The sequence below is a fragment of the Streptomyces fradiae genome, from assembly GCF_041270065.1.
In the GTDB taxonomy this organism is placed as follows: domain Bacteria; phylum Actinomycetota; class Actinomycetes; order Streptomycetales; family Streptomycetaceae; genus Streptomyces.
Map to the genome: position 1 here is coordinate 7055709 of NZ_CP065958.1, position 26050 is coordinate 7081758.

The 26050-nt window shown below is 73.8% G+C and carries 22 protein-coding genes and 1 tRNA gene; 8 read left to right on the top strand and 15 right to left on the bottom strand.

Features of this window, described 5'->3' with window-relative positions:
* Positions 1-26 precede the first annotated feature (26 nt).
* The gene (locus JAO84_RS32075) at positions 27-884 is read right to left on the bottom strand and encodes a DNA/RNA non-specific endonuclease (RefSeq protein WP_370415975.1); all 858 of its coding nucleotides are present in this window, start codon (positions 882-884) and stop codon (positions 27-29) included.
* A 106-nt stretch (positions 885-990) separates the two neighbouring features.
* On the opposite strand from JAO84_RS32075, the gene JAO84_RS32080 reads away from it, so the two are divergent.
* Positions 991-1800, top strand: coding sequence for a caspase domain-containing protein (locus JAO84_RS32080; protein WP_370415976.1), 810 nt, complete (start codon positions 991-993; stop codon positions 1798-1800).
* A 14-nt stretch (positions 1801-1814) separates the two neighbouring features.
* Here JAO84_RS32080 and JAO84_RS32085 read toward each other — a convergent pair whose 3' ends face one another.
* From JAO84_RS32085 to JAO84_RS32115, 7 genes are all read right to left on the bottom strand, one after another.
* Positions 1815-4901, bottom strand: coding sequence for a LuxR C-terminal-related transcriptional regulator (locus JAO84_RS32085; RefSeq protein ID WP_370415977.1), 3087 nt, complete (start codon positions 4899-4901; stop codon positions 1815-1817).
* Between the two features lie 239 nt (positions 4902-5140).
* Positions 5141-6838, bottom strand: a complete 1698-nt coding sequence (locus JAO84_RS32090; RefSeq protein WP_370416928.1) for a S8 family serine peptidase — start codon at positions 6836-6838, stop codon at positions 5141-5143.
* A gap of 568 nt (positions 6839-7406) precedes the next feature.
* On the bottom strand, positions 7407-8255 hold the full coding sequence (locus JAO84_RS32095; RefSeq protein ID WP_370415978.1) for a GNAT family N-acetyltransferase: 849 nt from the start codon (positions 8253-8255) through the stop codon (positions 7407-7409).
* A 141-nt stretch (positions 8256-8396) separates the two neighbouring features.
* The gene (locus JAO84_RS32100) at positions 8397-9299 is read right to left on the bottom strand and encodes a hypothetical protein (RefSeq protein WP_370415979.1); all 903 of its coding nucleotides are present in this window, start codon (positions 9297-9299) and stop codon (positions 8397-8399) included.
* Positions 9296-10333 carry an SPFH domain-containing protein gene (locus tag JAO84_RS32105; RefSeq protein ID WP_370415980.1) on the bottom strand — a complete coding sequence of 346 codons (1038 nt, stop codon included), beginning with the start codon at positions 10331-10333 and terminating at the stop codon, positions 9296-9298. Before JAO84_RS32105 ends, JAO84_RS32100 begins: the two co-directional genes overlap by 4 nt.
* A gap of 53 nt (positions 10334-10386) precedes the next feature.
* Entirely contained in the window at positions 10387-11463 is a 1077-nt protein-coding gene (locus JAO84_RS32110; protein ID WP_370415981.1) for a DMT family transporter, read from the bottom strand.
* Positions 11460-12296: a phosphatase PAP2 family protein gene (locus tag JAO84_RS32115; protein WP_370415982.1), complete on the bottom strand. Its 837-nt coding sequence runs from the start codon at positions 12294-12296 to the stop codon at positions 11460-11462. The genes JAO84_RS32110 and JAO84_RS32115 overlap by 4 nt, the downstream gene beginning before the upstream one ends.
* A gap of 167 nt (positions 12297-12463) precedes the next feature.
* Between JAO84_RS32115 and JAO84_RS32120 the strand changes: the two genes are divergently transcribed.
* The gene (locus JAO84_RS32120) at positions 12464-13108 is read left to right on the top strand and encodes a TetR/AcrR family transcriptional regulator C-terminal ligand-binding domain-containing protein (protein WP_370415983.1); all 645 of its coding nucleotides are present in this window, start codon (positions 12464-12466) and stop codon (positions 13106-13108) included.
* 29 nt (positions 13109-13137) lie between these two features.
* Positions 13138-13527 carry a DUF488 domain-containing protein gene (locus JAO84_RS32125; protein ID WP_370415984.1) on the top strand — a complete coding sequence of 130 codons (390 nt, stop codon included), beginning with the start codon at positions 13138-13140 and terminating at the stop codon, positions 13525-13527.
* Between the two features lie 84 nt (positions 13528-13611).
* Here JAO84_RS32125 and JAO84_RS32130 read toward each other — a convergent pair whose 3' ends face one another.
* Positions 13612-14139, bottom strand: coding sequence for a DUF309 domain-containing protein (locus JAO84_RS32130; protein ID WP_370415985.1), 528 nt, complete (start codon positions 14137-14139; stop codon positions 13612-13614).
* A 117-nt stretch (positions 14140-14256) separates the two neighbouring features.
* Here JAO84_RS32130 and JAO84_RS32135 point away from each other — a divergent pair.
* Positions 14257-14330 (top strand) — tRNA-Pro (locus tag JAO84_RS32135).
* Between the two features lie 115 nt (positions 14331-14445).
* On the opposite strand, the gene JAO84_RS32140 is transcribed toward JAO84_RS32135, so the two are convergent.
* Positions 14446-15399, bottom strand: coding sequence for a glycoside hydrolase family 16 protein (locus tag JAO84_RS32140; RefSeq protein WP_370415986.1), 954 nt, complete (start codon positions 15397-15399; stop codon positions 14446-14448).
* 361 nt (positions 15400-15760) lie between these two features.
* Between JAO84_RS32140 and JAO84_RS32145 the strand changes: the two genes are divergently transcribed.
* The 3 genes from JAO84_RS32145 to JAO84_RS32155 all read left to right on the top strand — a co-directional run bounded on the left by JAO84_RS32145 (position 15761) and on the right by JAO84_RS32155 (position 19574).
* Positions 15761-15997 (top strand): hypothetical protein, encoded by a 237-nt coding sequence (locus tag JAO84_RS32145; RefSeq protein WP_370415987.1) that lies wholly within the window; start codon positions 15761-15763, stop codon positions 15995-15997.
* 158 nt (positions 15998-16155) lie between these two features.
* Positions 16156-18306: a bifunctional polysaccharide deacetylase/glycosyltransferase family 2 protein gene (locus tag JAO84_RS32150; protein WP_370415988.1), complete on the top strand. Its 2151-nt coding sequence runs from the start codon at positions 16156-16158 to the stop codon at positions 18304-18306.
* A gap of 2 nt (positions 18307-18308) precedes the next feature.
* Positions 18309-19574, top strand: coding sequence for an acyltransferase (locus JAO84_RS32155; protein WP_370415989.1), 1266 nt, complete (start codon positions 18309-18311; stop codon positions 19572-19574).
* A 28-nt stretch (positions 19575-19602) separates the two neighbouring features.
* Here JAO84_RS32155 and JAO84_RS32160 read toward each other — a convergent pair whose 3' ends face one another.
* The 3 genes from JAO84_RS32160 to JAO84_RS32170 are packed head-to-tail and all read right to left on the bottom strand — an operon-like array spanning position 19603 to position 22782.
* Positions 19603-20835 carry an MFS transporter gene (locus JAO84_RS32160; RefSeq protein WP_370415990.1) on the bottom strand — a complete coding sequence of 411 codons (1233 nt, stop codon included), beginning with the start codon at positions 20833-20835 and terminating at the stop codon, positions 19603-19605.
* A complete protein-coding gene (locus JAO84_RS32165) occupies positions 20828-22051 on the bottom strand; it encodes an MFS transporter (RefSeq protein WP_370415991.1) in 1224 nt (407 codons plus the stop codon). Before JAO84_RS32165 ends, JAO84_RS32160 begins: the two co-directional genes overlap by 8 nt.
* Entirely contained in the window at positions 22045-22782 is a 738-nt protein-coding gene (locus JAO84_RS32170; protein ID WP_370415992.1) for a class II aldolase/adducin family protein, read from the bottom strand. Before JAO84_RS32170 ends, JAO84_RS32165 begins: the two co-directional genes overlap by 7 nt.
* Positions 22783-22933: 151 nt before the next feature.
* Here JAO84_RS32170 and JAO84_RS32175 point away from each other — a divergent pair, with 151 nt between their 5' ends.
* A complete protein-coding gene (locus JAO84_RS32175) occupies positions 22934-23932 on the top strand; it encodes a cupin domain-containing protein (protein WP_370415993.1) in 999 nt (332 codons plus the stop codon).
* 71 nt (positions 23933-24003) lie between these two features.
* Here the strand turns inward: JAO84_RS32175 and JAO84_RS32180 are convergent, their stop codons facing one another.
* Both JAO84_RS32180 and JAO84_RS32185 read right to left on the bottom strand, forming a co-directional pair.
* Positions 24004-24897 (bottom strand): AAA family ATPase, encoded by an 894-nt coding sequence (locus JAO84_RS32180; RefSeq protein WP_370415994.1) that lies wholly within the window; start codon positions 24895-24897, stop codon positions 24004-24006.
* A gap of 35 nt (positions 24898-24932) precedes the next feature.
* Positions 24933-26000, bottom strand: coding sequence for a cupin domain-containing protein (locus tag JAO84_RS32185; RefSeq protein WP_370415995.1), 1068 nt, complete (start codon positions 25998-26000; stop codon positions 24933-24935).
* Between the last annotated feature and the right edge of the window lie 50 nt (positions 26001-26050).

Consider the following 26050-nt stretch of genomic DNA (forward strand, 5'->3'; position numbering starts at 1 on the left):
CGGCCGGCCCCGCCGCGTACCCCGGCTCAGTCCGCCATCGCGATGTCCTCGTACGACTCCAGGCGCCGCCAGCGGTCCTCAGGGCCCCGCGAGGGCGGCATCAGATCCACGTCCGGCAGCGGCCCCAGCTCCAGTTCGGCGATCTCCGCGACGTCCGACACCGGCACCTGGTAGGTGCGGAACGGGCCGAGCGGCGGCGGCGCGCCCGGGACCGCCCCGGCGAACGCCCGGTCCGCGTCCCGGCTCAGATCCGGGCTCTGGTCCAGCACGTACCCGGTCGCCGCGAGCGCCCCGTCCTGCATGAAGGCCGCCACCTTCCAGAAGCGCAGCGGCACCTGGATGCCCCGGTACGGCGGGTCGGAGTCCTGGAGCACCGGCCCGGTCAGCACCACCAGCCTGCGGTCGAACGCCGCCGCGTGGTCGAGGAGATAGTTCTCCAGGCCCTGCCACAGCTGCTTGCCCTGGTTGAACACATCCGCCTGCGGCGCCGCGTTGGTGAAGTGGAAGGTGTCCGTGTTCGCCCGCCCCGCCACCGCCGCCGCGCCCCACACCGGGTCGAGCCGGCGCACCAGATGGCCCCGGTCCAGGCTGTTGTTCTCGTACACCTCCTCGCCCGCCTGCTGCTCGCGCGGAAGCCGCGGGTCGTACAGCCAGACGTCGTCGCGCTCCACGTCGTCGAGCAGCTCGCCGCCCTCGATGCAGACGGCGGTCGACGCGGCGAGCCGCCGGTCGGGCCGGAACACCACGGTGAAGTGGGTGTACGGCAGGATCACCGTCTCCACCGACGCGCGGGCCGGCAGCGCGAGCGGCACCGCCGGGCCGAGGAAGGTCTCGTCGTAGCCGGTGCGGTCGGCGAGATCATGCCGGGAGTCGCTGGGGTTCATACGATGTAAGTACCGCGCGGACGAGGGTCGCCCACGGCACCGGACCCGCAGGCCACTCGAACAGACGCCCCCGGTGCCCCCTCCCCACGCCGTGAGGAGGCCTCCCATGCCCACCGGACTCTCCCTGCACGTCGGCCTCAACCGGGTCGACCCCGAACGCTACGACGGCTGGGACGGCACCCTCGTGGCCTGCGAGAACGACGCCCACGACATGGCCCGCCTGGCCCGCGCCGCGGGCTTCACGGAGACCGTCCTACTCACCCGCGAGGGCACCGTCGAGGGCGTCACCACCGCCCTGCGCGCGGCGGCCGAACGGCTCTCCGCCGGCGACATCCTGCTCTTCACCTACTCGGGCCACGGCGGCCAGGTGCCCGACGTCACCGGCCCCGACGACGAGCCCGACCGGCGCGACGAGACCCTGGTCTTCTACGACCGTCAGTTCCTCGATGACGAGGTCCACCAGGAGTTCCGCCGCTTCGACGACGGCGTACGGATCGTCACCCTCTTCGACTGCTGCCACAGCGGCAGCAGCGTCGAGCTCCCTGGCGGCGAGGCGACCACCGCCCGCTATCTGCCCGAGCCGCAGCAGATCGCCCTGTACGAGCGCGACCGCGTCTTCTACGACGACCTGCAGCGCTCCGTCGCCAAGGCCGCCGCGGTCACCGGCGACGGCCAGGGCCCGCCGGTGATCCTGATCTCCGCCTGCCAGGACAACCAGACCGCCGCCGACGGCCCGGTCAACGGCGCCTTCACCGAGGCGCTCCTGGAGGTCTGGGAGGACGGCGTCTTCCGCGGCGACTACCGCACCTTCCACCGGGCGATCCAGCGCAGGCTGCCGCCCACCCAGAGCCCCAACCTCTACACGACGGGAGCCCCCGCGCCGGCCTTCCTGGGCCAGCGCCCGTTCACGGTCTGAAAAGGATCACAGGCTCACGGTCGGAGCGCGGTGGCCAGCTGGGCGCGCGAGCGCACGTCCAGCTTCTGGTAGATCCGGGTCAGCCGCGCCTCGACCGTCTTCACGCTCAGATACAGCTTGGCCGCCGCCTCCTGGTTGCTGGCCCCAGAGCCCACCAGACGGGCCAGCCGCAGCTCCGCCTCGGTCAGCGAGGCGAGCCCCGGCAGCGCGTCCTCGCCCACCGGGCCCTCGCCCCCCGGACCGGCCGGCGCCTCGCCGGCAAGCGCCAGCCACGGCGCCGCGCCCACTCGCTCGAACACCGCGGCCGCCGACTGCAGCGCCGCCTGCGCGGCCGAGCGGCGCCGCCGCCGGCGCTCCACCCGGGCGAGCGCGATCAGCGCCCGGCCCCGCTCGACCGGCAGATCCGCCTCGCCGAACCGGGCCGCCGTCCCCGCGAGGAGCTCCGCCGCCGAGTCGGTGCGCCCCTCCGCCGCCAGGCACAGCGCGTACGCCCGGTCGAAGCCGAGCAGCACCGTCGACCGGCCGAGCCGCTCGGCCACCGGCCGCACCTCCGCGAGCAGCGCCGTCGCCTCGTCCACCGCGTCGTGCGCGAGCAGCGCCTCCGCCAGCTCCTCGTGCCAGCGCAGCATCGACGGATCCACCGTCGACTGCGCCCGCTCGTTCGTCTCCACCCGGCGCAGCGTCTCCAGGGCCGCGCTCACGTCCCCGTTGACCAGCTGCACCCGGCCGAGGGCGTACAGGCTCCGGGAAAGGAACACCCGGTCGCCCTCCTCCTCCGAGGCCTGCACACTGCGCCGCGCGTAGCTGGCCGCCCGGGCGAAGCTACCGCCCGCGGTCTCGGCGAGCGCGAGCGCGTACCAGGCCGGGCCCGGCGACAGGCCCGCCTCCAGGGTCAGCGCCAGCGACTGCCCGGCGTGCGCGAGCGCCGAGGCGCACGGACCGATCCGCGACTCGATCTCCGCGAGCGTGCTGAGGAGTTCGATCGCGTCCTCCACCGAACCCCGCCGCTGCACCAGCGGCAGCAGCGCGCCCAGCTGCGCCCGCGCGTCCGACAGCCGCCCGTCGAACAGGGCGTGACGGATCGTCAGGATCTGGGCGGCGTTACGGATCCCGGCCGGCCGCTCGGCCGTCTCCAGGGCCCGCGCCTGGGCGAGCACGGCCTCCGCGTCCGGCGCGCCGAGCGCCCGCTCCATCCGCGCCTGTACGGTCAGGGCCTGGGCGGCCGTACGGGGGTCGCCCATCGACGCGGCGAGCGCCGCCGACTCCATGGCGGCCGCCCGGGAACGCAGCGGATCGCCGTCCGCGAGCACGTACTTGATGGAGAGCCGGAGCTGGACGGCGGCGCGCAGCGCGGTGTCGTCCTCGGAGTCCTCCATGGCGTGCACGTACATCTCGTCGAGGCCGGTGAGGCCCTGGCCCGCGGTGTCGAGGACGGCGAGCCGGGCCCGCACCCGGTCGGTGGGCGCCGCGTCCCGGGCCAGCAGGTCGGTGGCGGCGCGCATCGCGAGATCGGCGCGGGCCGCCCGCGCGGCCTCCTCGGCGGCGTCCACCAGGCGGGTGATCCGCTGCTGCCCGAGCCGGCCCGGCGTGGACTCGGCGGCGAGCAGGGCGAGTTCGGCGGCCAGCGCGCTGTTGCCGCGCCGCCGGGCGAGGTCCGCCGCCTCGGCGACCTCGGCGGCCAGCTCCTCGTCGGGCGCGTCGGTGGCGAGCGCCCGGTGCCGGACCGCCTCCACCGGGTCGTCCACGACCCCGGCCAGGGCGGCATGGCCCGCGCTGCGCTCGGCCCAGCTCGCGTCGTGCACCAGGGTGGAGGGCAGCAGCCCGGCGGTGAAGGCGACCGTGCCGTCCTCGGACAGCGACACCAGTCCGGCCCGCTCGGCCGCCGCGAGGTCGGCCTCCGCGTTCGGCCGCCCGGCCCGGCGCACCAGGGCGGCGTGCGGGCGCAGCGCGAGCGCGGCGAGCAGCAGCGTCGCGCGCACCTCGGACGGCGCTGCGCCGAGCAGCTGCCGGGCCAGGTCGCGGGCCCGGCCGGAGAGCGTCAGGGCCTCGGCGTGGTGCACCGGGGTGCGGGCGTCGGCCAGCGAGCGGCCCACGGCGAGCGCGAGCCGCGGATTGCCGCCGCTCGCCTTGTGGATGCGGCCGGCCATCCGGGACGGCAGCCGGTGGTGGATCAGCAGTTCGGCGATCTCGTCGGCCTGCAGCGGCGGCACGAGCAGCACGTCCGCCTCCGAGGGCACCCAGAGCCGGGTGCCGTGCGGATCGGTCCCGGCGCCGCCGCCCGCGGCGGCGTCCGGGCCGGGGCCGGGGTCGTACGCCGCGTAGGCCTCGGGCGTCTCCACGCCGATCACCCGCAGCGCGGGCGGCGCCAGGTGCAGCGCGAAGCGGAGCAGGTCGGCGCTGTCCGCGTCGATGTGCTGCACACCGTCGACCACCAGCAGGGCGGGGCCGCGCGCGGTGAGCGCGCGCAGGATCCCGGCGATGCCGAGGCGCAGCGCGATCGGGTCCCAGCCGCCGTCCTCCGGCGGCGCCTCGCGGCACAGCATGGCCACGGCGGCCCGCTGCGGCCCGGGCAGCCCGTCGAAGACCCCGGAGGCGAGCACGCCGATCCCGCCGACCGGCGCGTGCCCGCAGGAGCGGCGCTCGCCGGTGCCCGGGCCGTCGGTGTGGTCGCCGGGGCGGCGCGGGGCCGGGAGCTCGGCCGTGCGGGGCTCGCCGTCGCCGGGCGCCGCGCCCGGCTCCGTACCCCCGTGGGCGCCGTGTACGGGGTGTCCCGCGTCGTACGGGGCGGAGGGCGGCTCTCCGGCGCCTGCGGCGGCCCCGGGGTGGGCCGGGCCCGGCCAGGTGACGGTGGCGGCGACGGAGGCGACGAGCGCGGCGGCGGCCGCGCCCGGTATGTCCCGGTCGGCGGGGAGGGTGGCCAGCCACAGCACGGTCTCGCCGCGCGCCTCGGCGCGGGCGGCGGCGGCCACGGCGACCTCGGTCTTGCCGACCCCGGCGGGACCGGTGAGCAGCGCGCGCCCGCGGGCCTGAAGGACGCGTTCAAGGCGGCCGAGGAGTTCCTCCCGGCCCACCGGCGCAGGCCGGAGCGGCGCTGTCGTCATGTGTCCACCACCCTCCGGAGCTCGGGCCCTGCCCCATGAGCCCGTTGCGCAGAGAATACGGAGCGAGGCGGCTGAGTCCAGGCCCCTTGTCCGGCATACGGACAACCGGCTCCGGTGAGCCGTTCCCGCCCAACTGCCGGAAGCGCCCGTGGTGTAGACCACGGGCGCTTCGCTGACCAGCGACGATGCTGGTGTGTGGGGGGTGGTTCCGCAGCGATCCGACGAGCGGATCGGGTGGATCAGAAGGTCAGGCCCCAGGAGTCGATGTAGCCGGTGTCACCCGAGTACACATCCCGGACCTGCAGCTTCCAGGTGCCGTTCGCGACCTCGCTCGACGCGTCCACGGTGTAGGTGGTGAGGACGTTGTCGGCGCCGTCGGACGACGAGGACTGCTTCAGGTTGCGCACGGTGCCGTCCGGGGCGATCAGGTCGATGACCAGGTCGCCGCGGTAGGTGTGCTTGATGTCCACGGCGACCTTGAGGGCGGCGGGCGCGTTGCCGGTCAGACCGGTGACGGCGATCGAGGACGACACGGTGGTGTTGTCCGAGATCGTGACGTTGTTCGTGTTCGTGAAGACGGTGCCGGCCGGCGGGGTCGCGCCGGTGACCGCGTCCACCGTCTTGGCGGCGTCGGCGATGCCGGTTCCGCAGCCGCCGGTGCAGGTGCCGGGGAGCGGGCGGGCGTTGCTCTTGATCGCCGACTCGATGTCGGCCGGGGTCAGGGTCGACTTGGCCGACTTCAGGAGCGCGGCGAGACCGGCGATGTGCGGCGCCGCCATGGAGGTGCCCTGGTAGGGCTTGTAGGTCTCGGTCGACTGGGTCGTCAGGCCCGAGTTCAGCGTCGAGTAGATCGCGTTCTCGGGGGTGGTGACGGTGCCGGGCGTGTCGGTCGCGTTGCGGGTCTCGCCGCCGGGCGCGGCCACGTCCACGATGGAGCCGTAGTTGGAGTAGTACGACCGGGCGCCCGCGCGGTTGGTCGACGCCACGGTGATGACGCCGGAGCAGTTCGCGGGGGTGAAGCCGGAGGCGTTGGCGTTGCTGTTGCCCGCGGCGACGACGACGGTGGTGCCGCGCGAGACGGCGCCGTTGATCGCGGTCTGGTAGACGCTCGGGCAGGTGGAGCTCGCGCCGCCGAGGCTCATGTTGATGACCTTGGCCGGCGTCGGGTTGGCCGGGACGCCCGGCACGGAGCCGCCGGAGGCCCAGGTGATCGCGTCGGCGATGTCGGAGGACGAGCCGCCGCACTTGCCGAGCACGCGCACGGGCTGGATCTTCGCGTTGTACGCGATGCCCGCGATGCCCTTGGTGTTGTTGGTGACCGCGGCGATGGTGCCGGCCACGTGGGTGCCGTGCCAGGAGGAGTTCGAGGCGGTGGAGCCGGTGCCGCACTCGCCGTCGGTGGCGTTCCAGTCGCCCTCGTCCTTCGAGTCCGCGTCGCGGCCGTTGCCGTCGCGGGCGTCGGAGGCGGTGGAGATGAAGTCGTAACCGGAGACGATGTTGGTCGCCAGGTCCGAGTGGGCGGCGTAGCCGGTGTCGATCACGGCGACGGTGACGCCGGAACCGGTCGTCTTGTCCCAGGCGGTGGGGACGTTCATGCCGCCGGTGGGCTCGAAGAGGTCCCACTGCTTGGCGTAGTCGGTGTCGTTGGGCGTGACCGCCATCGGGTACGCGCGGATGTCCGGCTCCACCGAGGCGACCTGCGGGTCGGCCTTGAAGGCGGCCATGACGTCGGCGACGTCCTGCTTGTCCGCGGCCCCGCCGAGGTCGACGAGCGCGGCGCCGCCGGCGAGGCGGCGCTCGAAGGACAGCTTCTCGCCGGTGCGGGCGCCCTTGTCGGCGGCGTCGCTCTTGGCGGCGGAGTTCGAACCGGCCTCGGCGGCCGAGGGCTTGTAGGTGACGATGACCTTCTCGACGGGCGCGCTGGGCAGCCCGGTCATCGCCTGCGAGGCCGGCGCGGCCGGCTTCGGGGAAGGAGCGGCCGGGACGGCGGCGAACGCCCCGGAGGTGGTGGCAGCGGCGCCGAGGATCGCGGCGCTCGCGACCAGCACGGATATGACTCTCCGCCTGGAACCGTTCAAGGTGTGGCCCTTTCGGAATTACGACGTGAGGGAGCAGTGGCGGCGGCGCGGGAACGTCGGCGCGAAGTGGGGTCGCGGTCCTTCGCTCCCTGGGCGTGGGGGCCCGTGCGCCGCCACCGGCGCGACGACCCGGGTCAAGGCCGTCCCCGGCGTACACCCGTCACCCGTCCTCATGCACCTGACAGGTGGAGGTGGGGAAAGAGCTGCCGGTGCGGCAGACAGTAGGGAACGCCGAGGTGAACTCGATACGGGGAAAACCCTTGTCGGGTTCAGGGGGAGGGTGGGGGAGGGTGCGGGGAAGGAAACCTGACGATTGCCCCGGGCAACAGGCCCTGGACCAGGGAGAACGCCCCCCACGAGGGCGAACCGGTCCCCGGTCGGCGTCCGGCGCGGCCGGACGGAGGTGCTCCGCCCGGCCGTGGGCGGTTCAGCCCAGTTCGAGGGTTGTCACGCCGAACACCCGCTCCTGGGCGATCCGGCGGATCGGGCCCGTGTACATGCGGGCCGTTTCGAAGGTGGGGGTGAGGCCGCGGGAGAGGGCGAGGGGGGCGGCGGCGGGGTTGGACTCGGGCATGTCGACGGCGACGTGCGGGGAGCCGAAGGCGCGGGCCTCCGTGGCGAGGGCGTCGAGGAGGGCGGACGCGTCGGCCGGGGTGTCCGCGAAGAGCGGGCCGATCCGGGCCTCCGACTCCGCGGGGCGGACCACGCCGTAGCCGCTGATCCGGCCGTCCGTGCGCCGGACCAGGGCCCGGTGTCCCGGGGTGCTCAGCCAGGGCGCCAGGAAGCGCGGGCGGTCGGCCGGATGGCACGCGCTGTCGTACGCGGCGAGCTCGGCCGGATCCACCCGCTCCGCCGCCACCACGTCCGCCACGGGCCGCTCGGGCGGCGGGACTTCGCCCACGTAGCGGGCCGTGCGGTAGGCCGGGGCGAAGCCCGAGCGGCGGTAGTTGTCCTGCTGCGCGGGCACCCCGTCGAGCCCCACCGTCCGGTCGCCCGCGTGCGCGAGCGCGGTCCGCCAGGTCGCCAGACCGTGGCCGAGACCGCGCAGCTCCGGCCGTACCAGATAGAACCCCAGGAAGGAATACGCGTCGCTGTAGTTGACGACCGAGATCGCGGACACCGGCTCCCCGTCGATCCGCCCGACGAAGAAGCCCTCCGGGTCCTGCGCGAAGAACGCCCCGGCGTCCGCCGCACCCGGGTTCCAGCCCTCCTCGGCGCACCACTCGCGCACCAGGGCCCAGTCCTGGAGGGAGGCGCGGGAGACGTGGAGGGTCATGGGGGTCCCTTCGACGACATGCGACGGCAAGTGGGGAGGCGCGGGGCAGCCGAGCATAATGCCGGCGGCGGCCCCGCCCGTTACCCCGCCGTCGCTTTCCGGCCGCGCCACCGCGCCCGCGTACCCGCGTACCCGCCCGGCTCACCCCACGAGCCGCAGCGCCGTCTCCGCCACCCCCACCCGCACCGACTGACCCCACGTCAACTCCAGCGCGTCCGCCTCCATTCCGTCCCCGAAGGCCACGAGCCGGTCCGACTCCACGACCAGGCCGAGCCGTTCGCCCGCGCCGAGCAGCCCCTCCACCCGCGCGGTGCCGGTGACCGGCGACGGCCAGGCCTCCCGTACCGTCCAGGCGAGCCGCGCGTCCGTCGCGGCGGGCAGCGGCAGGGCGCTGGAACGCTGCTGCCAGAGCGAGCGCAGCCAGCCGGTGGCGCCCGTACCCGTGCCGATCAGCACGCCCGACGAGGCCTGCGCCTCGGGCGCGGCCGACGGGGCGCGCAGCGTGTAGCGGGCGGTCTGGTGGCCCGGCGGGCCGATGTAGATCTCGTTGAGCGCGAGGAGCCGCTGCGCGTCGTCCGTGACGGCCTCCGCCATGGTGAGCAGATCCGCGCCCGTCCGCGCCGCCGCGGCGCCCGCGGCCGACGGAAGCAGCCGGCGCGCGTCGCGCGGCCGGTGCCGGACCAGGACGCCCGGATTGCGCCCCGGATCGGCGTCGATCCCGACCACCGGCTGCCCGGTCAGATACTTGGCGACATTCGCCACCAGACCGTCCTGCCCGACCACCACGACCACGTCCTCCGGACCGAACAGGAACCGGTCCAGGTCCGCCCGCTCCACCCGGGCCTGCCGCCAGCGCAGCGGCACGGCCGCCGCGACCTCGGCGAGCGCCCGCCCGTTGCGCTCGTGCCGCTCCCGGACCTCGTCCACCGAGCGGCCCCGCGCGGCCAGTTGGAATGCGGCCTGTCCGTGCGTGCCGTGCCGGGCGAGCAACTCCTCGTACTCCGTGGTGCGGTGGACGAGCACCGCCCGCGGCGCCAGGCTCATGACCGCGCGCCCCCGGCCCGGCTCTCACCGCTGCCGTCACCGCCGCCGCCGAGCTTGGCGAGCAGCCCGGTCACGACGTCCGGCGACAGCGTGAGGTTCTGGATCCTGGGCAGCTGCTCGGCCGCCCGGGTCGCGGCGAGCGCGTGCAGGGTCGCCGGGGCGACCTCGGCGTGCGCCCGCAGCCACGCGGACTGCGCCTCGGCGCGCGCCGCGCCGACCTCCCGGGCCGCCTCCGCCTCGGCCTGAGCGAGCCGGACCGTGCGCGCGGCCTCGGCCTCGGCCCGTACCGCGTCGGCGGCCGCGCCCTCCTCCGCCTCGCGGCGGGCGTTGATACCGCGCTGGTCGACCAGCCGCTCCTCCTGCCGGGCCAGCTCGATCTTGCTGGCCAGCTCGTTCTCGGCGATGGCGCGCTCGCGCTCGACGGCGACGGCCCGCCGCTCGTACGTCGCCCGGTCGGCCTCCTGCTGGATCTGCTCGCGCGCCGGGGTGCGCAGCGCGCGCTCGACCTCGGGTTCGGGGCGCAGCGCCACGACCCGTACCGCCACCACCTCGATGCCGGTCTCCGGCAGCCGCGGCTCGGCCGCGAGCCCGGCGGCCATCCGCTCGCGCACCGCGCCGACGCCGTCGACGAGCGCCTCGGCGAGCGGTATCCGGGCCAGCACGGCGAGCGCGTGCTGCTGCGCGGTCTCGGTGAGCAGCGTGCCGATCTGCTCCAGCGGGGTGCCGCGCCACGCGCCGGTGTCCGGGTCGAGCGAGAAGTCGAGCCGGGTGGCGGCGGCCGCCGGGTCCCCGATCCGGTACGTGACGGTCGACTGCACGCTCACGTCCTGGAAGTCGGCGGTACGGGCGTGGAACGCCATGGCCAGCTCGCGGTCGTCGACCGGCACCTCGGACAGCGCGGCGGACAGCGAGCGGAACCAGAAGCTCAGCCCCGTCCCCTCGTGGACCAGCTTGCCGCCCCGGTGGTGGCGGACGTGCGCGGTGGGCGCGGACCGCAGATGGCGCCAGCCGGCCCGGCGGGTGATGTCGGCCATGGTGAACCTCCCCTTGTCGTCGCATGGACGATAGGGGTGGGCGGCTCTTTTCGTCAACCTGACGAGATGGGTTCAGGGGCGGGGAGCGTGTCCGGTACGACGAGCAGCGGCGGCCCGTCGAGCAGTACGGGTTCGTCGCGCGGCCCCGTCGGGCGCTGCACCGGCACGGTGCCGCTGCCTGCGCCCGCGTCCGCACCCTCGGCCGCCGTATCGTCGGCCCCCGCGCCCCCGGCCCCCGCCCCGACGCCCGTCGTCAGCAGGACCACGCCGCGCGCCGCCACCAGCGCCGCCGCCGCGGCGACCGCCCAGCCCCAGACGCCCGCGCGGAAGGTCTCGCCGAGCAGGGCCACGCCGATGACCGCTGCGGCGGCCGGGTTGGAGAGGTTGACGACGGCGAGCGGCGCGGCGAGGCCGCCGCGGTAGGCGGCCTGGGAGAGCAGCAGACCGCCGGCGGCGAAGGCCGCGATCAGGACCGCGAGCAGCGCCGTCTGCCACCAGGCGGTCGGGCCGCCGGGCAGGTCGCGGGCGAGGGCGACGGTCAGGGTCTGGGTCAGCGCGGAGCCGACCGCCGAGGCCACCCCGGATGCCGTCGCGTGCCCGAGCCCCCGGCCCCGCTCCCGCCCGCCCGCCCCGCCGCCCCCGGTCCGGCCGCGCGCGGCGAGCAGCCCGATGAGCAGCAGGGTCACGCCGGTGACGAGCAGGGTCTCGCGCAGGTCGAGCGCCTCCTCCGGCGCGACCGGCCCGGTCACGGCCACGAGCCCGACCAGGCCCGCGAGGGTCCACAGCGCACCGCGCCACTCGACCCGCGAGACCCGCCGGTGCGCCCCGTACGCCCCGATCGGCAGCGCCGCCACCAGGGTCAGCGCGCCGAGCGGCTGGACGAGGGTGAGTGGTCCGTAGTGGAGGGCGGCGACGTGCGCCAGCGCGCCGGCGGCGTTCAGGCCCACCGCCGACCACCACTGCGGGCGGCCGAGCAGCCGGCGCAGCGCGCCGCGCCCGCCGGCGGAGGCCGAGGCGAGGCGCGACTGGGCGACGGCGGCGAGGGCGTAACCGGCGGCCGATACGAGGGAGAGGAGGACCGCGACGACCGTGCCGGCCGCCCCGCCCCCGGCGCTCATCGCGGCGCTCATCGGAGCGCTCCGGCGGCAGCGGCGGCGGTGACGGGAGTGCGCGGCACCGGGGGCCTCGCCTCCAGGTCGTCGTACGGCGGGCGGTGACGTCGTACCGGTGCGGGTACGGCGAGCAGGGCGAGCCCGAGCAGCGCGGCGGCGACCAGCGCGTCGAACCAGTAGTGGTTGGCGGTGCCGACGATGACCAGCAGGGTGAGCAGCGGGTGCAGCAGCCAGAGCCAGCGGGCCCGGGTGCGCGTCGCGGCGATGATGCCGATCGCGACCATCAGGGCCCAGCCGAAGTGCAGCGAGGGCATCGCCGCGAACTGGTTCGCCATCGAGTCGGCCTCGGGCGTCGCGCCGTAGACGGAGGGGCCGTACACCCGCGCGGTGTCGACGAGCCCGCTCGCCGCGAGCATCCGGGGCGGCGCGAGCGGCAGCAGCAGGTGCAGCGCGAGCGCGGCGGCGGTGAGGAGGGCGAGGACCCGGCGGGACCAGAGGTAGTGGGCGGGCCGGCGCCAGTACAGCCAGGCGAGGAAGGCCAGGGTGGCCGGGAAGTGCACGGCCGCGTAGTAGGTGTTCGCGGCCCGGATCAGCCCTTCGCCGTGCAGCAGCAACTGCTGGACCGCGCCCTCGCCGGGCAGGTGCACGGCCCGCTCCAGGTCCCACACGCGGTCGGCGTTGTGGAAGGCCCGGGTCTCGTGCCCGTTCGCGAAGAGCCGGCCGAACTTGTAGACCAGGAACAGCGCCGTGACCAGCAACAGCTCGCGCACCAGCGGCGGCCGTCCGGGGGTAGCCGTCGGCCCCGGTCCTGCAGGACGTGTCTTTCGTATCCCGCGTATCCCGGTAGCCATGGCGCGGCCCCTTTTTCCGTCAATTCGGACAGCAAACGGAGAGACTGTAGATCCGATTTCATCGAGACGCAAGCGTATCGATACGTTTGCGTCTCGATTGTGCACCCCCTACTCTCGGATGTGCGGAAACCCATCCGCTGGGGTACGGGGTCTCCGGGAGGAAACCGATGTCCACGCACGCCGCGACCGCCGCCGCCCGACGGGGCAAGCTCACCGCCGAGCGGGAGGCCGAGCTGTACGAGGCGGTCATCTGCCTGCTGCGCGAGGGCGGCTACGACTCCGTGACCATGGAGGGCGTCGCCGCCCGCACCAAATGCGGCAAGGCCACGCTCTACCGCCAGTGGGGCACCAAGCCCCGGCTCGTCACCGCCGCCCTGGACAAGGCCCGCTGCGCCGTCTTCACCGACATCGACACGGGCTCCCTCGTCGGCGACCTGCGCGAGGCGGCCCGGGTCGCCGCCTCCCGCCGCGAGCGCGACGCCGAACTGATGGAGGCCGTCAGCCAGGCGTACATCCAGCACCCCGACCTGCGGGCCGCGCTCCGCGAGACCGTGATCGCGCCCGAGGTCGCCGCCCTCGACGCGATGCTCGGCCGGGGCGTCGAGCGCGGCGAGCTCGCCGCCGACAACCCCGCCATCGGCTTCGTCGCCCCCTGCTTCCTGGGCATGCTCCGCATCGAGCGCATCTTCGAGGACCGCTTCGCCGACGCCGCGACCATGCGCGTCTTCGTGGACGCGGTGCTGCTGCCGGCGCTCGGCGTGACGCCGAGGCCGGAGCCGGGCCCTGAGCCGGACGAGCCCGCCGAGGTGTGAGCTCTCCCGCCGTCCGGCACCCTGAGGTCATGCCCCACGCCGCACCAGACTCCTCCCGGCCGCCGGTCCGGGTCCGCGTCCGCCGCGTCTACGAGCCGCCCGAGCCCGACGACGGACTGCGGGTGCTCGTCGACCGCCTCTGGCCGCGCGGCCTGGCGAAGGCCGACGCGCACCTCGACGAGTGGCCCAAGTCCCTCACCCCCTCGAACGAACTCCGGCGCTGGTACCACGGCCCCGACGGCGAGTTCGAGGAGTTCCGGCACCGTTACGAGCAGGAGCTCGCCGCCCCGGACGCCGCCGAGGCCCTCTCGCAGCTGCGCGCCCGCGCCGCCGAGGGGCCGGTCACCCTGCTCACCGCCGCCAAGGACCCCTCGGTCAGCCACACCGCCGTCCTCATGGAGGCCCTGGGCGCCCAGTGAGCGGCGCACGGGCGGGGCGACGTCCGCACAGCTGCCCCGGCTCCCAGCCGGACCGGCGCCAACTCCGCGCCACGCTCGCCGCGTTCACCCGCCGAGCCCGCGCAGCCGGGGCGCCTCCGCCACCGCATCCACCGCCCCGGCGCCGCCCGCCGCTCCGACCCGGGCGGCCAGCTCCCGCGCCCACGCGACGAGTCCGGCGACATCCACCCCGTACGTCTCCCCGTCCCCGTACCCGTCCCGTACGTACCCCTCGATCCGGCCGGCCCCGCGCAGCAACAACCGCGCCCCGCCCGTCGCGTTCCCGCGCGCCGCGTGCGTCAGCCCCACGGCCAGCTGCGCGAGCCCCTGCCACAGCTCCCGCTCGCCCTCCGGCCGCGCCTTCCAGGCGTCCTCGAACACCTCGTGCGCATGGAACGGCATCCCGGCGTCCAGCAACCGCTGCGCCTCCCGCACCGCCTCCCCGGGCGTCCGCACCACCCCCTCCGGCTGCCGCGCGACCCCCTCCGCCCCGTACGCCAACGGCCGCCCGAGCCCGTCCCGCGGCCGCCCGCTCCGCGCCCGCCCCTCCGCGTCCCGGTCCCTGCCCCGATCGCTGCCCCGATCCGTGTCCATCCCCCCATTGTCCGCCGCCGCGCGCCGGTGACCCCCCGTGTGCTGATCCACCCCGTGAAGTGAGGTAATGTTCTCTTGCACGCCGACACCGGGTCCGAACCCGGGACGGACGAGCACCGGGACGTGGCGCAGCTTGGTAGCGCACTTGACTGGGGGTCAAGGGGTCGCAGGTTCAAATCCTGTCGTCCCGACTCGAAAGAGTCGTAGATCAGGGGCCGTTTCAGAGAGATCTGAAACGGCCCCTGATTGCTTTCTCCGGATTCGGTGAGCCGCACGCCGACGGGGTCGAGCGTGCGGCGGGTGGGGTCAGGGCTTCGGGACGGTGTTGATGTAGGCGGTGCCGGCGCCGTGGAAGCCGTCCACCGTCTTCTGGAGGTCCTTCTGGGAGACGGCCTCGTCGGCCTTGTAGTAGACCCAGTCGACCTTCATGTCCCAGGTGCGCGGGCCGCCGGTGAAGGGGAGGTCGATGAGCCAGTTGCTGAAGTGGATGTCCATCTGCTCGCGCGGGACGTACTTGCCGGAGCTGGTGTAGAGCTTCTGGCCGTCCAGGGAGTAGACGACCTTGCCGTCCATGGCGGTGATCATCATGGTGTGCCAGCCCTTGAGGCTCCGCTTGAGGGTGTGGTGGACCCGGTCCGGCGGGTCGGCCTTGTACCAGCTGACGTTGTCGAGCTGCGGACCCACCGAACCCCAGCCGCCGTTCGGCAGGTACTCGAAGTCGAGTTCGCTGTAGTTCTCCGAGGAGTCCGAGGGCGAGATCGGGAAGAAGGTCTGGACGACGTGGTCGCCGTCGCGTCCGGTCACGGGCTTGTCGCTGAGGTGGATCCGGGCGGCGAAGGTTCCCTCGAAGAAGTTCCGGCTCGTGGTCTGCACCTCGACCTGCGTGGTGCCCTGCGCGGTGCCGTCGGTGGCGGAGCGCAGCCGCAGGACCTTGCCGCCCTCGGCCGTCGGGTCGGCGGGGAAGGCCGCGCCGTCGGCGCTCCAGGTGTCCTTGATCCCCGGGCCGCCCCCGCCGGTACGGATCTCCCAGCCGTGCTCGGCGAGCGAAGGGTCGTCGGCGCCGGTGTAGTCGAAGTCGTCGAACAGGGTTCCCGGCGGTCCGGTGGGCGTCGGCGAGGCCTCCCGCGCGGGCGCGGCGGCGTCGGTGCCCCCGCCGGCCGCGGGGTCGGCGGAACACGCGGCGAGTGCGCACAGGAGGGCGGGCAGCGCGAGCGCGGTCCTCGCTCGGCGGCGAGAGGTGCGGCGGCGGGGCTGGCTCACACGGGCTCCTTGGGGCGTTTCGGGGCGTAGCGGCGGTGTCTGGACACGCCTGTTACATGGGGATCAATCGCTGATCGCATGAATCGAGCGGTCATCCTAGCGAAGCTTTCAGGCCACCCCGCCGTGTGTTCGCGACTCGGCCAACCGGGTGTCAGGACACGGCCGTCGACATACCGATCCGGTTACAACGCTCGATTGGAACATGTCAAATAGGTACATCACGCCCTAATCGACTCGGGTCATGCGCTACGGTCCGCTCTACGCTTCACCGGTCTCCACACCCTGCACAAAAAGGCCACACATGATGCGCCAAGTCGCCACATACTCCGGGCGCGGATCGATCCACTCGGCACAGCCCGGCGTGGCTGAAACGCATCAGGAGGAGCCAGCCCCGGCACCGGTGTTCGTCGACCAGTCGGGTCTGCGCAGCCGTCGCTTCCGGCGCCTCGGCTGGCCGGTCTCCGTGGTCGGCGCGATCCTGGCGGCCGCCATGGGCAGCAGCCTCATCGGCATGCAGTCGGCCGCCCCGGCGATGGAGATACCGCCGAAGCCCTCGTACCTGCCCCCCAGGGGCCCCCTGTCGCCCGCCCTGCCCTAGCGGACGCGGACTGCGACACCCCACCCGACAAGTCCGGCCGTCCCGCCGGACATCGAGACCTTCCCCGGTCTGCCGCGACCCTCGTGTCGCCGGAAGCAACGCCTGTGGGCCGCCCGAGCGTGCCTGATCGTCCGCACCACCCCTCTCCAGGAGCGCCCTTGTCCCGCCACCAGCGTCGTCGGCAGTCCCTGCTGAGGCCGCGCCGACTGGCTGCCCCGCCGCTGCGCTTCTTCATGCCGCTGTCCCTGCTGGCCTGCCTGCTCGCGCTCCTCGTCCTGCGCGGCCTCGCCACCAACGAGGCGTTCCACGACACCCGGATCGCGACCTCGGTCGACAAGACGACCGTGCCGCAGAACCTGCTCAAGGGCGGCCCGGTCATCGACGCGCGCGGCGCCAAGAACGAGCGCCCGGTGAGCTATCGGATCCCCGACCACACCGTGGTCCTGAGCTTCGACGACGGCCCCTCGCCCGAGTGGACCCCGAAGATCCTGGACGTGCTCGCGGCCCACGACGTCCGCGCGGACTTCTTCGTGACCGGCGCGATGACCACACGCCACCCGGAGCTGATCCGGCAGATCGTCGCGGGCGGCCACGAGATCGGCGTGCACACCTTCACCCACCCCGATCTGGCGTACCAGTCCCACGCCCGGATCAGCTGGGAGCTGGCGCAGACACAACTGGCGCTGGCCGGCGTCGCGGGCGTCCACAGCGCGCTGTTCCGCCCGCCGTACTCCTCCGACGCCACGGCGCTCGACGACTGGAACTACCCGGTGATCAAGTACGTGGGCTCCCACGGCTACCTCACCGCGTTCATCGACCGCGACACCGACGACTGGAAGCGTCCCGGCGTCGACGAGATCGTCAGGGCGGCGATGCCGCGCAAGCCCGGCGCGGGCGAACTGATCCTGCTGCACGACGCGGGCGGCGACCGTGCCGAGACCCTCGCCGCGCTCGAGCAGATCATCGTGAAGCTGCAGGGCGAGGGGTACCGCTTCGCCACGGTCTCCGAGGCGCTCGGCGCCACCAACGCCACCGTGCCGGTGCACGGCTACCAGCTGTGGGCGGGCAAGTGCTTCATCTGGGCCAGCAAGGCCGCCGTGCTCACCCTGCCGGTGCTCGTCGCGCTCCTCGCCGTCGTCGGCTTCCTCAACTTCGGCCGGTTCGCGCTGATGCTGGTCCTGGCGCCGCTGCACGCCCGGCGCTCCCGGCGGCGGGACGCGTGGGGACCACCCGTGTACGAGCCGGTCACCGTCCTCGTCCCGGCCTACAACGAGCGCGAGTGCATCGCGAACACCCTCAACTCCCTGATCGCCAGCGACCATCCGATCGAGGTGATCGTCATCGACGACGGCTCCACGGACGGCACCGCGGACATCGTCGAGGAGATGGACCTGCCGTTCGTCCGGCTGATCCGCAAGGTCAACGGCGGCAAGTCCAGCGCGCTCAACACCGGCATCGCGGCCGCGTCGCACGACATCGTCGTGATGATGGACGGCGACACCGTCTTCGAGCCGTCCACCGTGCGCGAACTGGTCCAGCCCTTCGGCGACCCGCGGATCGGCGCGGTCGCGGGCAACGCCAAGGTCGGCAACCGGGAGAGCCTGATCGGCGCCTGGCAGCACATCGAGTACGTCCTCGGCCACAACCTGGACCGCCGGATGTACGACATGCTCAACGTCATCCCGACCATCCCCGGCGCGGTCGGCGCCTTCCGCAAGGAGGCCCTGCGGCAGGCCGGCGGGATGAGCGACGACACCCTCGCCGAGGACACCGACATCACCATGGCGGTGCTCTGCGACGGCTGGCGGATCGTCTACGCCGAGCGCGCCCGCGCCTGGACCGAGGCCCCCGCCAGCCTCCAGCAGCTCTGGTCCCAGCGGTACCGCTGGAGCTACGGCTCCATGCAGGCCATGTGGAAGCACCGCCGCGCCGTGACATCCCGGGGCCCGGCCGGGCGCTTCGGCCGGATCGGGCTGCCGCTCGTCGTGATGTTCGGCGTGGTCGCCCCGCTGCTCGCACCGCTGGTCGACATGTTCCTGCTGTACGGCATCCTGTTCGCGGACGCCCCGATCACCCTCGCCAGCTGGGGCGGCTTCATCCTGCTCCAGGGCGCGCTGTCCTGGTACGCCTTCCGGCTCGACGGCGAGAAGCCCCTGCACCTGATCAGCCTGCCGATCCAGCAGCTGGTCTACCGGCAGCTGATGTACATCGTCCTGTTGCAGTCCGCGATCACGGCGCTGACCGGTGGCCGGCTGCGCTGGCAGAAGCTCCGGCGCACCGGCGAGGTCGCCGCACCCGTGGAGGCCTGACCATGAACACATCCTTCGGGTACCGGGGCACCCAGGACACCGTGCAGCTGCGCATCCCCGCCGTGCTGCGACCGGAGCCGGAGCCGGAGCCGAGGTCGGATCCCACGGCACCGTCCGCGCGCAAGGGCGGCCGGGACCGCTATCTCGACATGCTGCGCGCGCTGGCGCTGGTGCGCGTGGTGTTCTACCACAACTTCGGCTGGTTCTGGCTGCCCATCGTCTTTCCGTCGATGGGCGTGATGTTCGCGCTGGCCGGGTCGCTGATGGCGCGCTCGCTCAGCCGGCCCGCCCTCGGCGTCATCCGGGGCCGGCTGCGCCGACTGCTGCCGCCGATGTGGCTGTTCGGCGCGGTCATGCTCACCCTCGAGCTCGCCGACGGCTGGGGGCCCGATGCCGAGGGGCACCCGGACTGGTGGTGGGGCAAGCTGCTGTTCTGGCTCGTGCCGCTGAGCACTCCGCCGTACGCCGAGTCGCTGAACGGCTTCGACCATCTCGTGGGGCACGGCTGGGCGGTGCAGGTCATCGTCCCGCTCTGGTACCTCCGCGCCTACCTCTGGTACGTCCTGCTTTCACCGCTGATGCTGTGGGCGCTGCGCCGGGCGCCGGTGGTGACGCTGTCCGCGCCGCTCGCGGTGACGATCGTCATGCACACGTTCTTCGCGGACCAGGAGTTCATCTACAGCCGGGTCTGGGAGACCGCCAGCGACTTCGCCATGTTCGGCTCCTGCTGGATCCTCGGCATGGCCCACCAGGAGGGCCTGCTCAAGAAGATCCCGCAGTACGTCGTACCGTCCGTGGCGCCGCTGGTCATGGTGGCCGGCTGGTGGTACCTGCAGACCCGACCGGTCGATCCGACCGTGCCCACGGACATCGAGAGCTGGCCGATAGCCCAGGCCCTGTGGTCCCTCGGCTTCGTCGCCATCCTGCTCCACGCCAGTCCCTCCTGGGACCAGTGGCCCCGGCCGCTGGAACGCTGGAACGGTCTGATCAGCCTGCTCAACTCACGCGCCGTCAGCGTCTACCTCTGGCACGAGACCGCGTTGGTGGCCGCCATCCCGCTGATCGACCCCCTCTGGTCCGTCGGCTTCTTCTACGAGCACTGCCAGTGGCTGCTGACCAGCCAGTGGTTCCCGCTGCTTGTGGCGATTCCGCTGACCGGACTGTTGGTGCTGACCTTCGGCTGGGTCGAGGACGTGGCCGCGAAGCGCTCCCCGCGGCTCTTCCCGTACCCGCGCCGCGTACGGGGCAGGCGCCGGGCGGGCGCCTGACGCGGGCCGGGGCTTGACGGGGGCCGGTTCACACCCTGTCGTCCCGGCGTCCGGCGGCCGGGTGCCGCAGGCGGGGGAGGACGAGCGCCGCGGCGGCCAGGGCGCTCGACGAGGCGACGGCCATTCCGGCGCGGGCGCCCCAGAGGTCGCAGACGAGGCCGAGGAGCGGCATGCCGAGAGGGGTGCTGCCGAGGACGACCAGGCCGTGCAGGGACATCACCCTGCCGTGCATGCCCGGGTCCGTGCCGAGCTGGAGCAGGCTCTTGCCCAGGGTGTTGAAGGCGAGGTTCGCGACGCCGACCGCGACCATCCCGGCGAGGGCGAGCGACAGCCAGGGGGACGCGGCCACCAGCGCGTTCGCGGCGCCGAAGCCGAGCGCGGCGAGGAGCAGGGCCCGGATGGTGACGCGGCGGGCCGCCGCCGTGCCGAGGGCTCCCGCGACGGCGCCGACTCCGAGGGCGGAGGTGAGCCAGCCGTAGGTCGCCGCGCCGCCGTCGAAGGTGTCCCTGGCCAGGACCGGGAGCACCGCGCGGAAGTTCTGCCCGAGCAGCGCGACCACGCCGATGAGCAGCAGGCAGGCGCGCAGTTCGGGGTGGCCGAACACATAGCGCAGGCCCTCGCGGACCCCGCCGCCGCCGGCCGGTGCGGCGTCGAGCCGGCGCCGGGTCGCCCGCGGGTCGATGAGGAGCAGTCCCCACAGCACCGGTACGAAGGAGACGGCGTTGAGCGCGAACGCGTAGCCGGGTCCGACGGCCGCGATGAGACCGCCGGCGACCGCGGGACCGACGAGCCGGCCGAGGTTGTGCACGGTGGAGGCGAGCGCCTGCGCGTTGACGTAGTCCGCCGGGGCCGTGAGTTCGGCGACGAAGGCCTGGCGGGCCGGGTTGTCGAGGACGGTGACGAAACCGAGCGCGAGCGCCAGCGCGTACACCGTCCAGAGCTCGGCGGCCCCGGCGAGCACCACGACGGCCAGCGCCGCGGCGAGCACCCCGCTCGCCGCCTGGGTGGCGAGCAGCACCCGGCGGCGGTCCCACCGGTCGACGAGCACGCCGCCCCACAGCCCGAACAGGAGCATCGGCAGGAACTGCAGGGCCGCGGCGAGCCCGACCGTGAACGCGTCGTCGGTGAGGTCGAGCACCAGCCAGTCCTGGGCCACCCGCTGCATCCAGGTGCCGATCACGCTCACCGAGTGGCCGGTGAGGAAGAGGCGGTAGTCGCGGTGGGACAGCGCGCGCAGCGCGCGGGCCGCCCCGTCACGCACGGCCGGCTCCCTCCGCCGGCGGTGCGTTCAGATGCGCGCGCAGCCGGCCGGCGGCGAGCGCGGGCACCGCGATCGCCGCTCCGGCGATCACCAGCGCCGCCGAGACCGGCAGGACGGCGACGAGCCCGGCGGCGCCGAACGGCGCCGTGAACAGCGCGGCGGCACGGAAGGTGCCGGCCGTGGCGATCGCCTCGCCCCGCTCCTCGGGGTGGACCGCGTCGCTCGCGATGGCCGGGCCGAGGGTCTGCAGGGCTCCGGCTCCGACGCCCGAGACGCCGAGCGCGAGGGCGGCGGCCACCGGAGATCCGCCGAGCGGGCCGAGCAGCGCGAGCGCGCCCCCGGTGGCGAGCGTGCCGAGGGCGAAGGCCCGCGCGAGGGCCGCGCGGCCGGTCCGGCCGATGACCGCCGACCCGGCGAGCGAGGAGGCGTTGGCGACCGCGACCAGGGCGCCGACGACGGCCGCGCCGTTCCCGGCCCGCACCAGCATCACCGGGATGTAGGAGCCGAGCAGTCCGCGCCACGCGCCCGCGCTCACCCCCGCCCAGCACCCGGCGGACACCCCGGGCCGGCGCCACATCCGGCCCGGGGCCCGGCCGTCCGGCCGCCGGAACGGCGGCAGCCGGTCCAGGAACAGGGCCGGTACGACGGCGCCGGCGGCGATCGCGGTGCAGACGGCCAGCGCGTACGACGGACTGCGCTCCGACAGCAGACCCGCGAGCACCGGCCCGACCAGCAGACCGGCGCCGGACGTGAAGTTGACCGTCGCCAGGGCGCGGACGGACGAGCCGGCGCCGCGCACGACATGCGTCTGACTGCCCGTCCAGAAGCAGGCCCGCGCCACTCCCTGGAGCAGTTGCGCCGCCACGAACGGCACGAGCGCCGCCGAGACCGCCACGACGAGGTTCGACACGGCGAGCACGGCGCCCGCCATGGCCACCAGGGTCCAGTCGGGCAGCACCCGCATCACGACGCCGAGCCCGAGCCGGGTGGCCATCTGCGACACCGCCGAGACGGCGGTCAGGACACCGACCCCGACGCTGCCGTAGCCGGCGTCGAGGGCGAGCAGGGGCAGCGCGACGGAGGACAGGCCGAGCGCGCACGAGAAGACGACGGCGCCCCCGGCGGAGGCGACGGTGTCGCGCCGGGGAAGCCGAGGGCGTCGGGGGAGCCGGGGGAGTCGGAGGCGGCGCCGCACTGGCCGCCGCTCGGTCAGCACGCGCCCTCCCCGGCGGTGCGGCCGAGCCGGCTGAGCTCGTGGCGCCAGGCGGTGTCGTGGTGGAACGCGCCGCCCAGGTCAGGGAGTTCGGCCAGATCCTCCTCGGGCAGCTCCCGCAGGGTGCCGCCGGCCTGGGCGATGTCCAGGGAGAGCCGGGCGAGCGTGTCCAGGGAGACGGCGCGCAGGACGGCCTCGGGGACGGAGCCGCCGGTGCTGGTGAGCCCGTGCCCGCGCAGCAGCACGGCGGGGCGCTCGCCCAGGGCGCCCACCATCTCCCGGGCGAGGCGCCGGTCCCGTATCAGCACTCCGCGCGGGTGGACCGGCACGCCGCCGGCGGCGAGCCGGGCGCCGGGGATGTCGAAGGCCCCGACGATCGGGCGCAGGGCGAGCCCGGCCAGGTCGGCGGCGACCACCGCCGGCGGATGGGCGTGCACCACGGCCCGTACGTCCGGGCGGGCCCGCAACACCTCGGTGTGCAGGGGGAGTTCGTTCGGCACTGACCAGTCGTCGAGCTCGCCGGGGGCCGCCGCCCGCCCGTCCAGGTCGACCAGGCGGATGTCGGCGGGCGTGGTGCGGTGCAGCCCGCGCTCCCGCGGGCCCCGGCACCGTACGAGCAGCGTGGTGTCGTCCATCCGCAGGCTGATGTGGCCGAGGATGCCGTCGGCCAGGCCCCGGGCGGCCAGCACGCGGCAGGCGTCCGAGACCAGTTGACGCTCCCGCGCATACCGCATGAGCTCCCCTCCCCTGAAGGATCAATGGTCTGACGTTAGGTCTTCGGTCCGGGGTGGTCAACATCGCCCCGGGGAATTGCGCGGGGGATTGGCGTGACGGGCTATGGGTCTTATGGTTAGTCCGATGGATGACTGTCCTACAGGAGGATCCATGGCAAAGAAGGGACGCGTCTTCGTTCGCGGTCTGACCTCGGAGACGTACGGCCTCAACCACTTCCGTGAGCAGCAACTGGCTGTGGAGCGGGTCCGGGACGACTCCGTCGTCGTCGACGACGCGAAGGTCGCGCACTCCGGGGACAGCGCGAAGTCGCGCACCTGGTGGCGGGTGGGTCCGGGCGACGAGGAGTTCCTCACCCAGACCATCCAGGTCCACTTCGTGGAGCTGCCCGGCCAGTCGAGCAACCACGGCCACGGACACCAGAACGAGGCCGCTTTCTACATCCTCGAGGGCCGCGGCTACGAGATCCACGACGACCGGCGCTACGACTGGGCCAAGGACGACCTCGTCTTCGTCCACACGGACTCGGTGCACCGGCACTTCAACCCGTACGACGAGAAGGCCAAGGCGCTCGTGGTGAAGGCCAAGAGCACCTGGATGTTCATGGGCCTGATCCAGCAGGGCCGTTCGGGTCCGATCGACCGCCCCGAGGAGTTCGGCGAGCGCGAGGACTGGTCGCGGATCTGGACGCCGGGCGTGCTCGACCGCAAGAAGGTCATCAGCCCGAAGGACACCGCCTGGGAGGTGACCCCGCTGGGTCGTACCCGGGTGATGGCCTCGCCCGAGATGACCGACGGGCGCATCTTCTCCGTCGACGCGTACGAGCTGGACATCGCCGCCGGCAGCCGCTCGGGCAAGTACTGGAAGATGGCCGACGAGGTCTTCTACGTCCTCGAGGGCGGCGGCTACGCGCTGCAGTGGGAGGTCGAGGCGGAGATCGCGGAGAAGTACTACGCGCGCGTCGCCAAGGAGCCCAAGCGCTTCGAGATCACCGAGGGCGACACGCTCTACGTGCCGCAGAACCACATCTGCCAGCTGTTCGCGGCGGACGGCACCCCGCTCAGGGTGTTCTCCGCCCAGAACCGGGTCTTCAAGCACCTGGGTTACGACACCGTGCACTACGTCGAGAACGCCCCCGAGTACCAGGGCTGATCAGGAGCACGGCAACGCGAAGGGCCCCGCATCGTGAGGGATGCGGGGCCCTTCGCACGGGCGGTACGGGCTCAGGCGCGGCGAACGGCTTCGGCGGCCGTCTCCTCGGCGGCCTCCACCAGGTCCTCGGCCGTCAGGAGGGCCGGGTCGGCGGCGGTGGCGAGACGGAGCGCGAGCGCCCCGTGCACGGTCTTGCGGATGCGCCGGCCGTCCACGCCGTCGAGCAGCCGGCCGACCTTCTCGTGCACGGCGACGTTCTCGGCGAGCGGGGTCAACTCCGACCACTGGGCGGCCAGTTCGCGCAGCGAGTCGGCCACGATCAGCGGCGTGACCTCGGCCGAGGGCAGCTCGGTGCGGATCACCAGGTCGGCGCGGGACAGAAAGGCCTCGTCGACGGCGTCGGCGAAGTTCGTCGTCACCACCAGCAAGGTGCCGGGCCGCTGGGCGCGCAGCGCGTCGAGACCGCTGAGCACCGCGTCGGTGGCCCGGTGCACATCGACCGGATTGGTGTCGAAGGACGCGCTCTGCCGCCGGACGGCCAGCGCCTCCACCTCGTCGACCAGGACCACGGTGTGCGGCCTGCGGGCGGCCAGTTCCGGCAGGTCCTCGCGGAACAGCCGGCTCACCGCACGCTGGCTCTCGCCGAGCAGCTCGCTGGGAAACGCGTGCGGATCGACCTCGACGAGCGTCGTGGCCCCGTGCGGGGCCAGGGCCCGGGCGGCCGCCTGGGCCAGGCCCTGGGCAAGGGTCGTCTTCCCGGTGCCCGGCGGCCCGGCGAGCACGATCAGGCCGTGCGGGGCGACGGCGGAGCCGGCGAGCCGCCGCCCGTGCCGGAGCACGAGGACGGCGGTCGCGAGCAGCCGCTCCTTGACCCGAGGGTCGACGATCACCGCGTCCCACGGACCGTCGTGGTGGTCGCTGGGCAGGGCGTGCACTCCGGCGACGCCGTGCGGCAGGGAGCTCATGCGGAGCCTCTCTCCTTCCGGTGTTCCCTATGGCCTCACGGCCAGGTCGGCCGGTCGTTCTCCGGCCACTCGATGGTGGAGGGGTCGCCGGCCTGGGCGTCGCGGATGTGGGTCGGCGGCTCCTCGAACAGGACCAGTGGGTCGCACAGCACCCGCATGGTCTCCAGGAGGCTGTCGAACATATGGATCCGCACCACCTTCGCCGTGCGCTCCGGGTCGGTGTTGATGTGCTGGTGCCACAGGAAGTGGTCGACGACGATGAGGTCGCCCTTCTTCCACGGATAGCGCTTGCCGCCCTCCGGCTCGGTGCCCAGATAGCTCTCGCCGGAGCCCTCGACCACGTACAGCCAGGCCTCGCCGGGGTGGCGGTGCATCGACTGCTGCCGGCCCGGGCCGATCTCGAACATCGCCATGGTGATGCCGGAGGCCTGGTAGCCGATCGCCCGGTCGAGCAGGAAGGTGGTGCGGGTGCCGCGCGGGGTGTTGCGCAGCTCCAGCTCGTCCCAGTCGGTGTGCAGCCGGCCGGAGCGCCGCCGCTCCTGCTCCCTGGCCAGGCGGCGCAGCCGGTTGGCGTACGGGTCGGCGCCGTCGATGCCGGGGGAGTACGGCGGCCGGGGCGCGAGCTCCGCGAACGGGGTGTGTCCGGCGTCCTCGAGCACCGCCATGCCCAGGGTCTCCAGCATCGGCTGGCTGGAGAAGGTCAGACAACGCACGGTGGTGTCACCGTCGTTGCCGCTGCGGTGCCAGGCCCAGGACGGCAGGTGGAGGGAGTCTCCGGGGCCGAAGTCGACGCGCTCGCCGTCGATCTCGGTCCAGCCGTGGCCGGCCACGACGAAGACCATGGCGTCCCAGGAGTGGCGGTGCACCGTGGTGGTCACTCCGGGGTCGATCTCATGGGCGAGGGCGTCCATGGTGCGGGTGGGCCGGTCGCCGTCGGCGCCGACGTAGACGCCGACCCTGCTGCCGCGGGCGGTCTCGTGCATCGTCGCGTCGGCGAGTCCGACCACGGTGCGGTGGTTGTCCCGCCAGTTCTCCAGGAACTGCGCGCGGCGGCGCTTCTGGACGTGGTAGTGGGTGGTTTCGGTGGTGGTGTGCGTACTCATCGATCCTCCGGCAGGGGTGCGTTCGGGAAGACGGCGGGTGAGAGAGACGG

Bases quoted from the DNA above. Each gene is read 5' to 3' on its own strand.
- JAO84_RS32075 (WP_370415975.1), bottom strand. From the start codon at position 884: ATGAACCCCAGCGACTCCCGGCATGATCTCGCCGACCGCACCGGCTAC.
- JAO84_RS32080 (WP_370415976.1), top strand. From the start codon at position 991: ATGCCCACCGGACTCTCCCTGCACGTCGGCCTCAACCGGGTCGACCCC.
- JAO84_RS32085 (WP_370415977.1), bottom strand. From the start codon at position 4,901: ATGACGACAGCGCCGCTCCGGCCTGCGCCGGTGGGCCGGGAGGAACTC.
- JAO84_RS32090 (WP_370416928.1), bottom strand. From the start codon at position 6,838: ATGACCGGGCTGCCCAGCGCGCCCGTCGAGAAGGTCATCGTCACCTAC.
- JAO84_RS32095 (WP_370415978.1), bottom strand. From the start codon at position 8,255: ATGACCCTCCACGTCTCCCGCGCCTCCCTCCAGGACTGGGCCCTGGTG.
- JAO84_RS32100 (WP_370415979.1), bottom strand. From the start codon at position 9,299: ATGAGCCTGGCGCCGCGGGCGGTGCTCGTCCACCGCACCACGGAGTAC.
- JAO84_RS32105 (WP_370415980.1), bottom strand. From the start codon at position 10,333: ATGGCCGACATCACCCGCCGGGCCGGCTGGCGCCATCTGCGGTCCGCG.
- JAO84_RS32110 (WP_370415981.1), bottom strand. From the start codon at position 11,463: ATGAGCGCCGCGATGAGCGCCGGGGGCGGGGCGGCCGGCACGGTCGTC.
- JAO84_RS32115 (WP_370415982.1), bottom strand. From the start codon at position 12,296: ATGGCTACCGGGATACGCGGGATACGAAAGACACGTCCTGCAGGACCG.
- JAO84_RS32120 (WP_370415983.1), top strand. From the start codon at position 12,464: ATGTCCACGCACGCCGCGACCGCCGCCGCCCGACGGGGCAAGCTCACC.
- JAO84_RS32125 (WP_370415984.1), top strand. From the start codon at position 13,138: ATGCCCCACGCCGCACCAGACTCCTCCCGGCCGCCGGTCCGGGTCCGC.
- JAO84_RS32130 (WP_370415985.1), bottom strand. From the start codon at position 14,139: ATGGACACGGATCGGGGCAGCGATCGGGGCAGGGACCGGGACGCGGAG.
- JAO84_RS32155 (WP_370415989.1), top strand. From the start codon at position 18,309: ATGAACACATCCTTCGGGTACCGGGGCACCCAGGACACCGTGCAGCTG.
- JAO84_RS32170 (WP_370415992.1), bottom strand. From the start codon at position 22,782: ATGCGGTATGCGCGGGAGCGTCAACTGGTCTCGGACGCCTGCCGCGTG.
- JAO84_RS32175 (WP_370415993.1), top strand. From the start codon at position 22,934: ATGGCAAAGAAGGGACGCGTCTTCGTTCGCGGTCTGACCTCGGAGACG.
- JAO84_RS32180 (WP_370415994.1), bottom strand. From the start codon at position 24,897: ATGAGCTCCCTGCCGCACGGCGTCGCCGGAGTGCACGCCCTGCCCAGC.
- JAO84_RS32185 (WP_370415995.1), bottom strand. From the start codon at position 26,000: ATGAGTACGCACACCACCACCGAAACCACCCACTACCACGTCCAGAAG.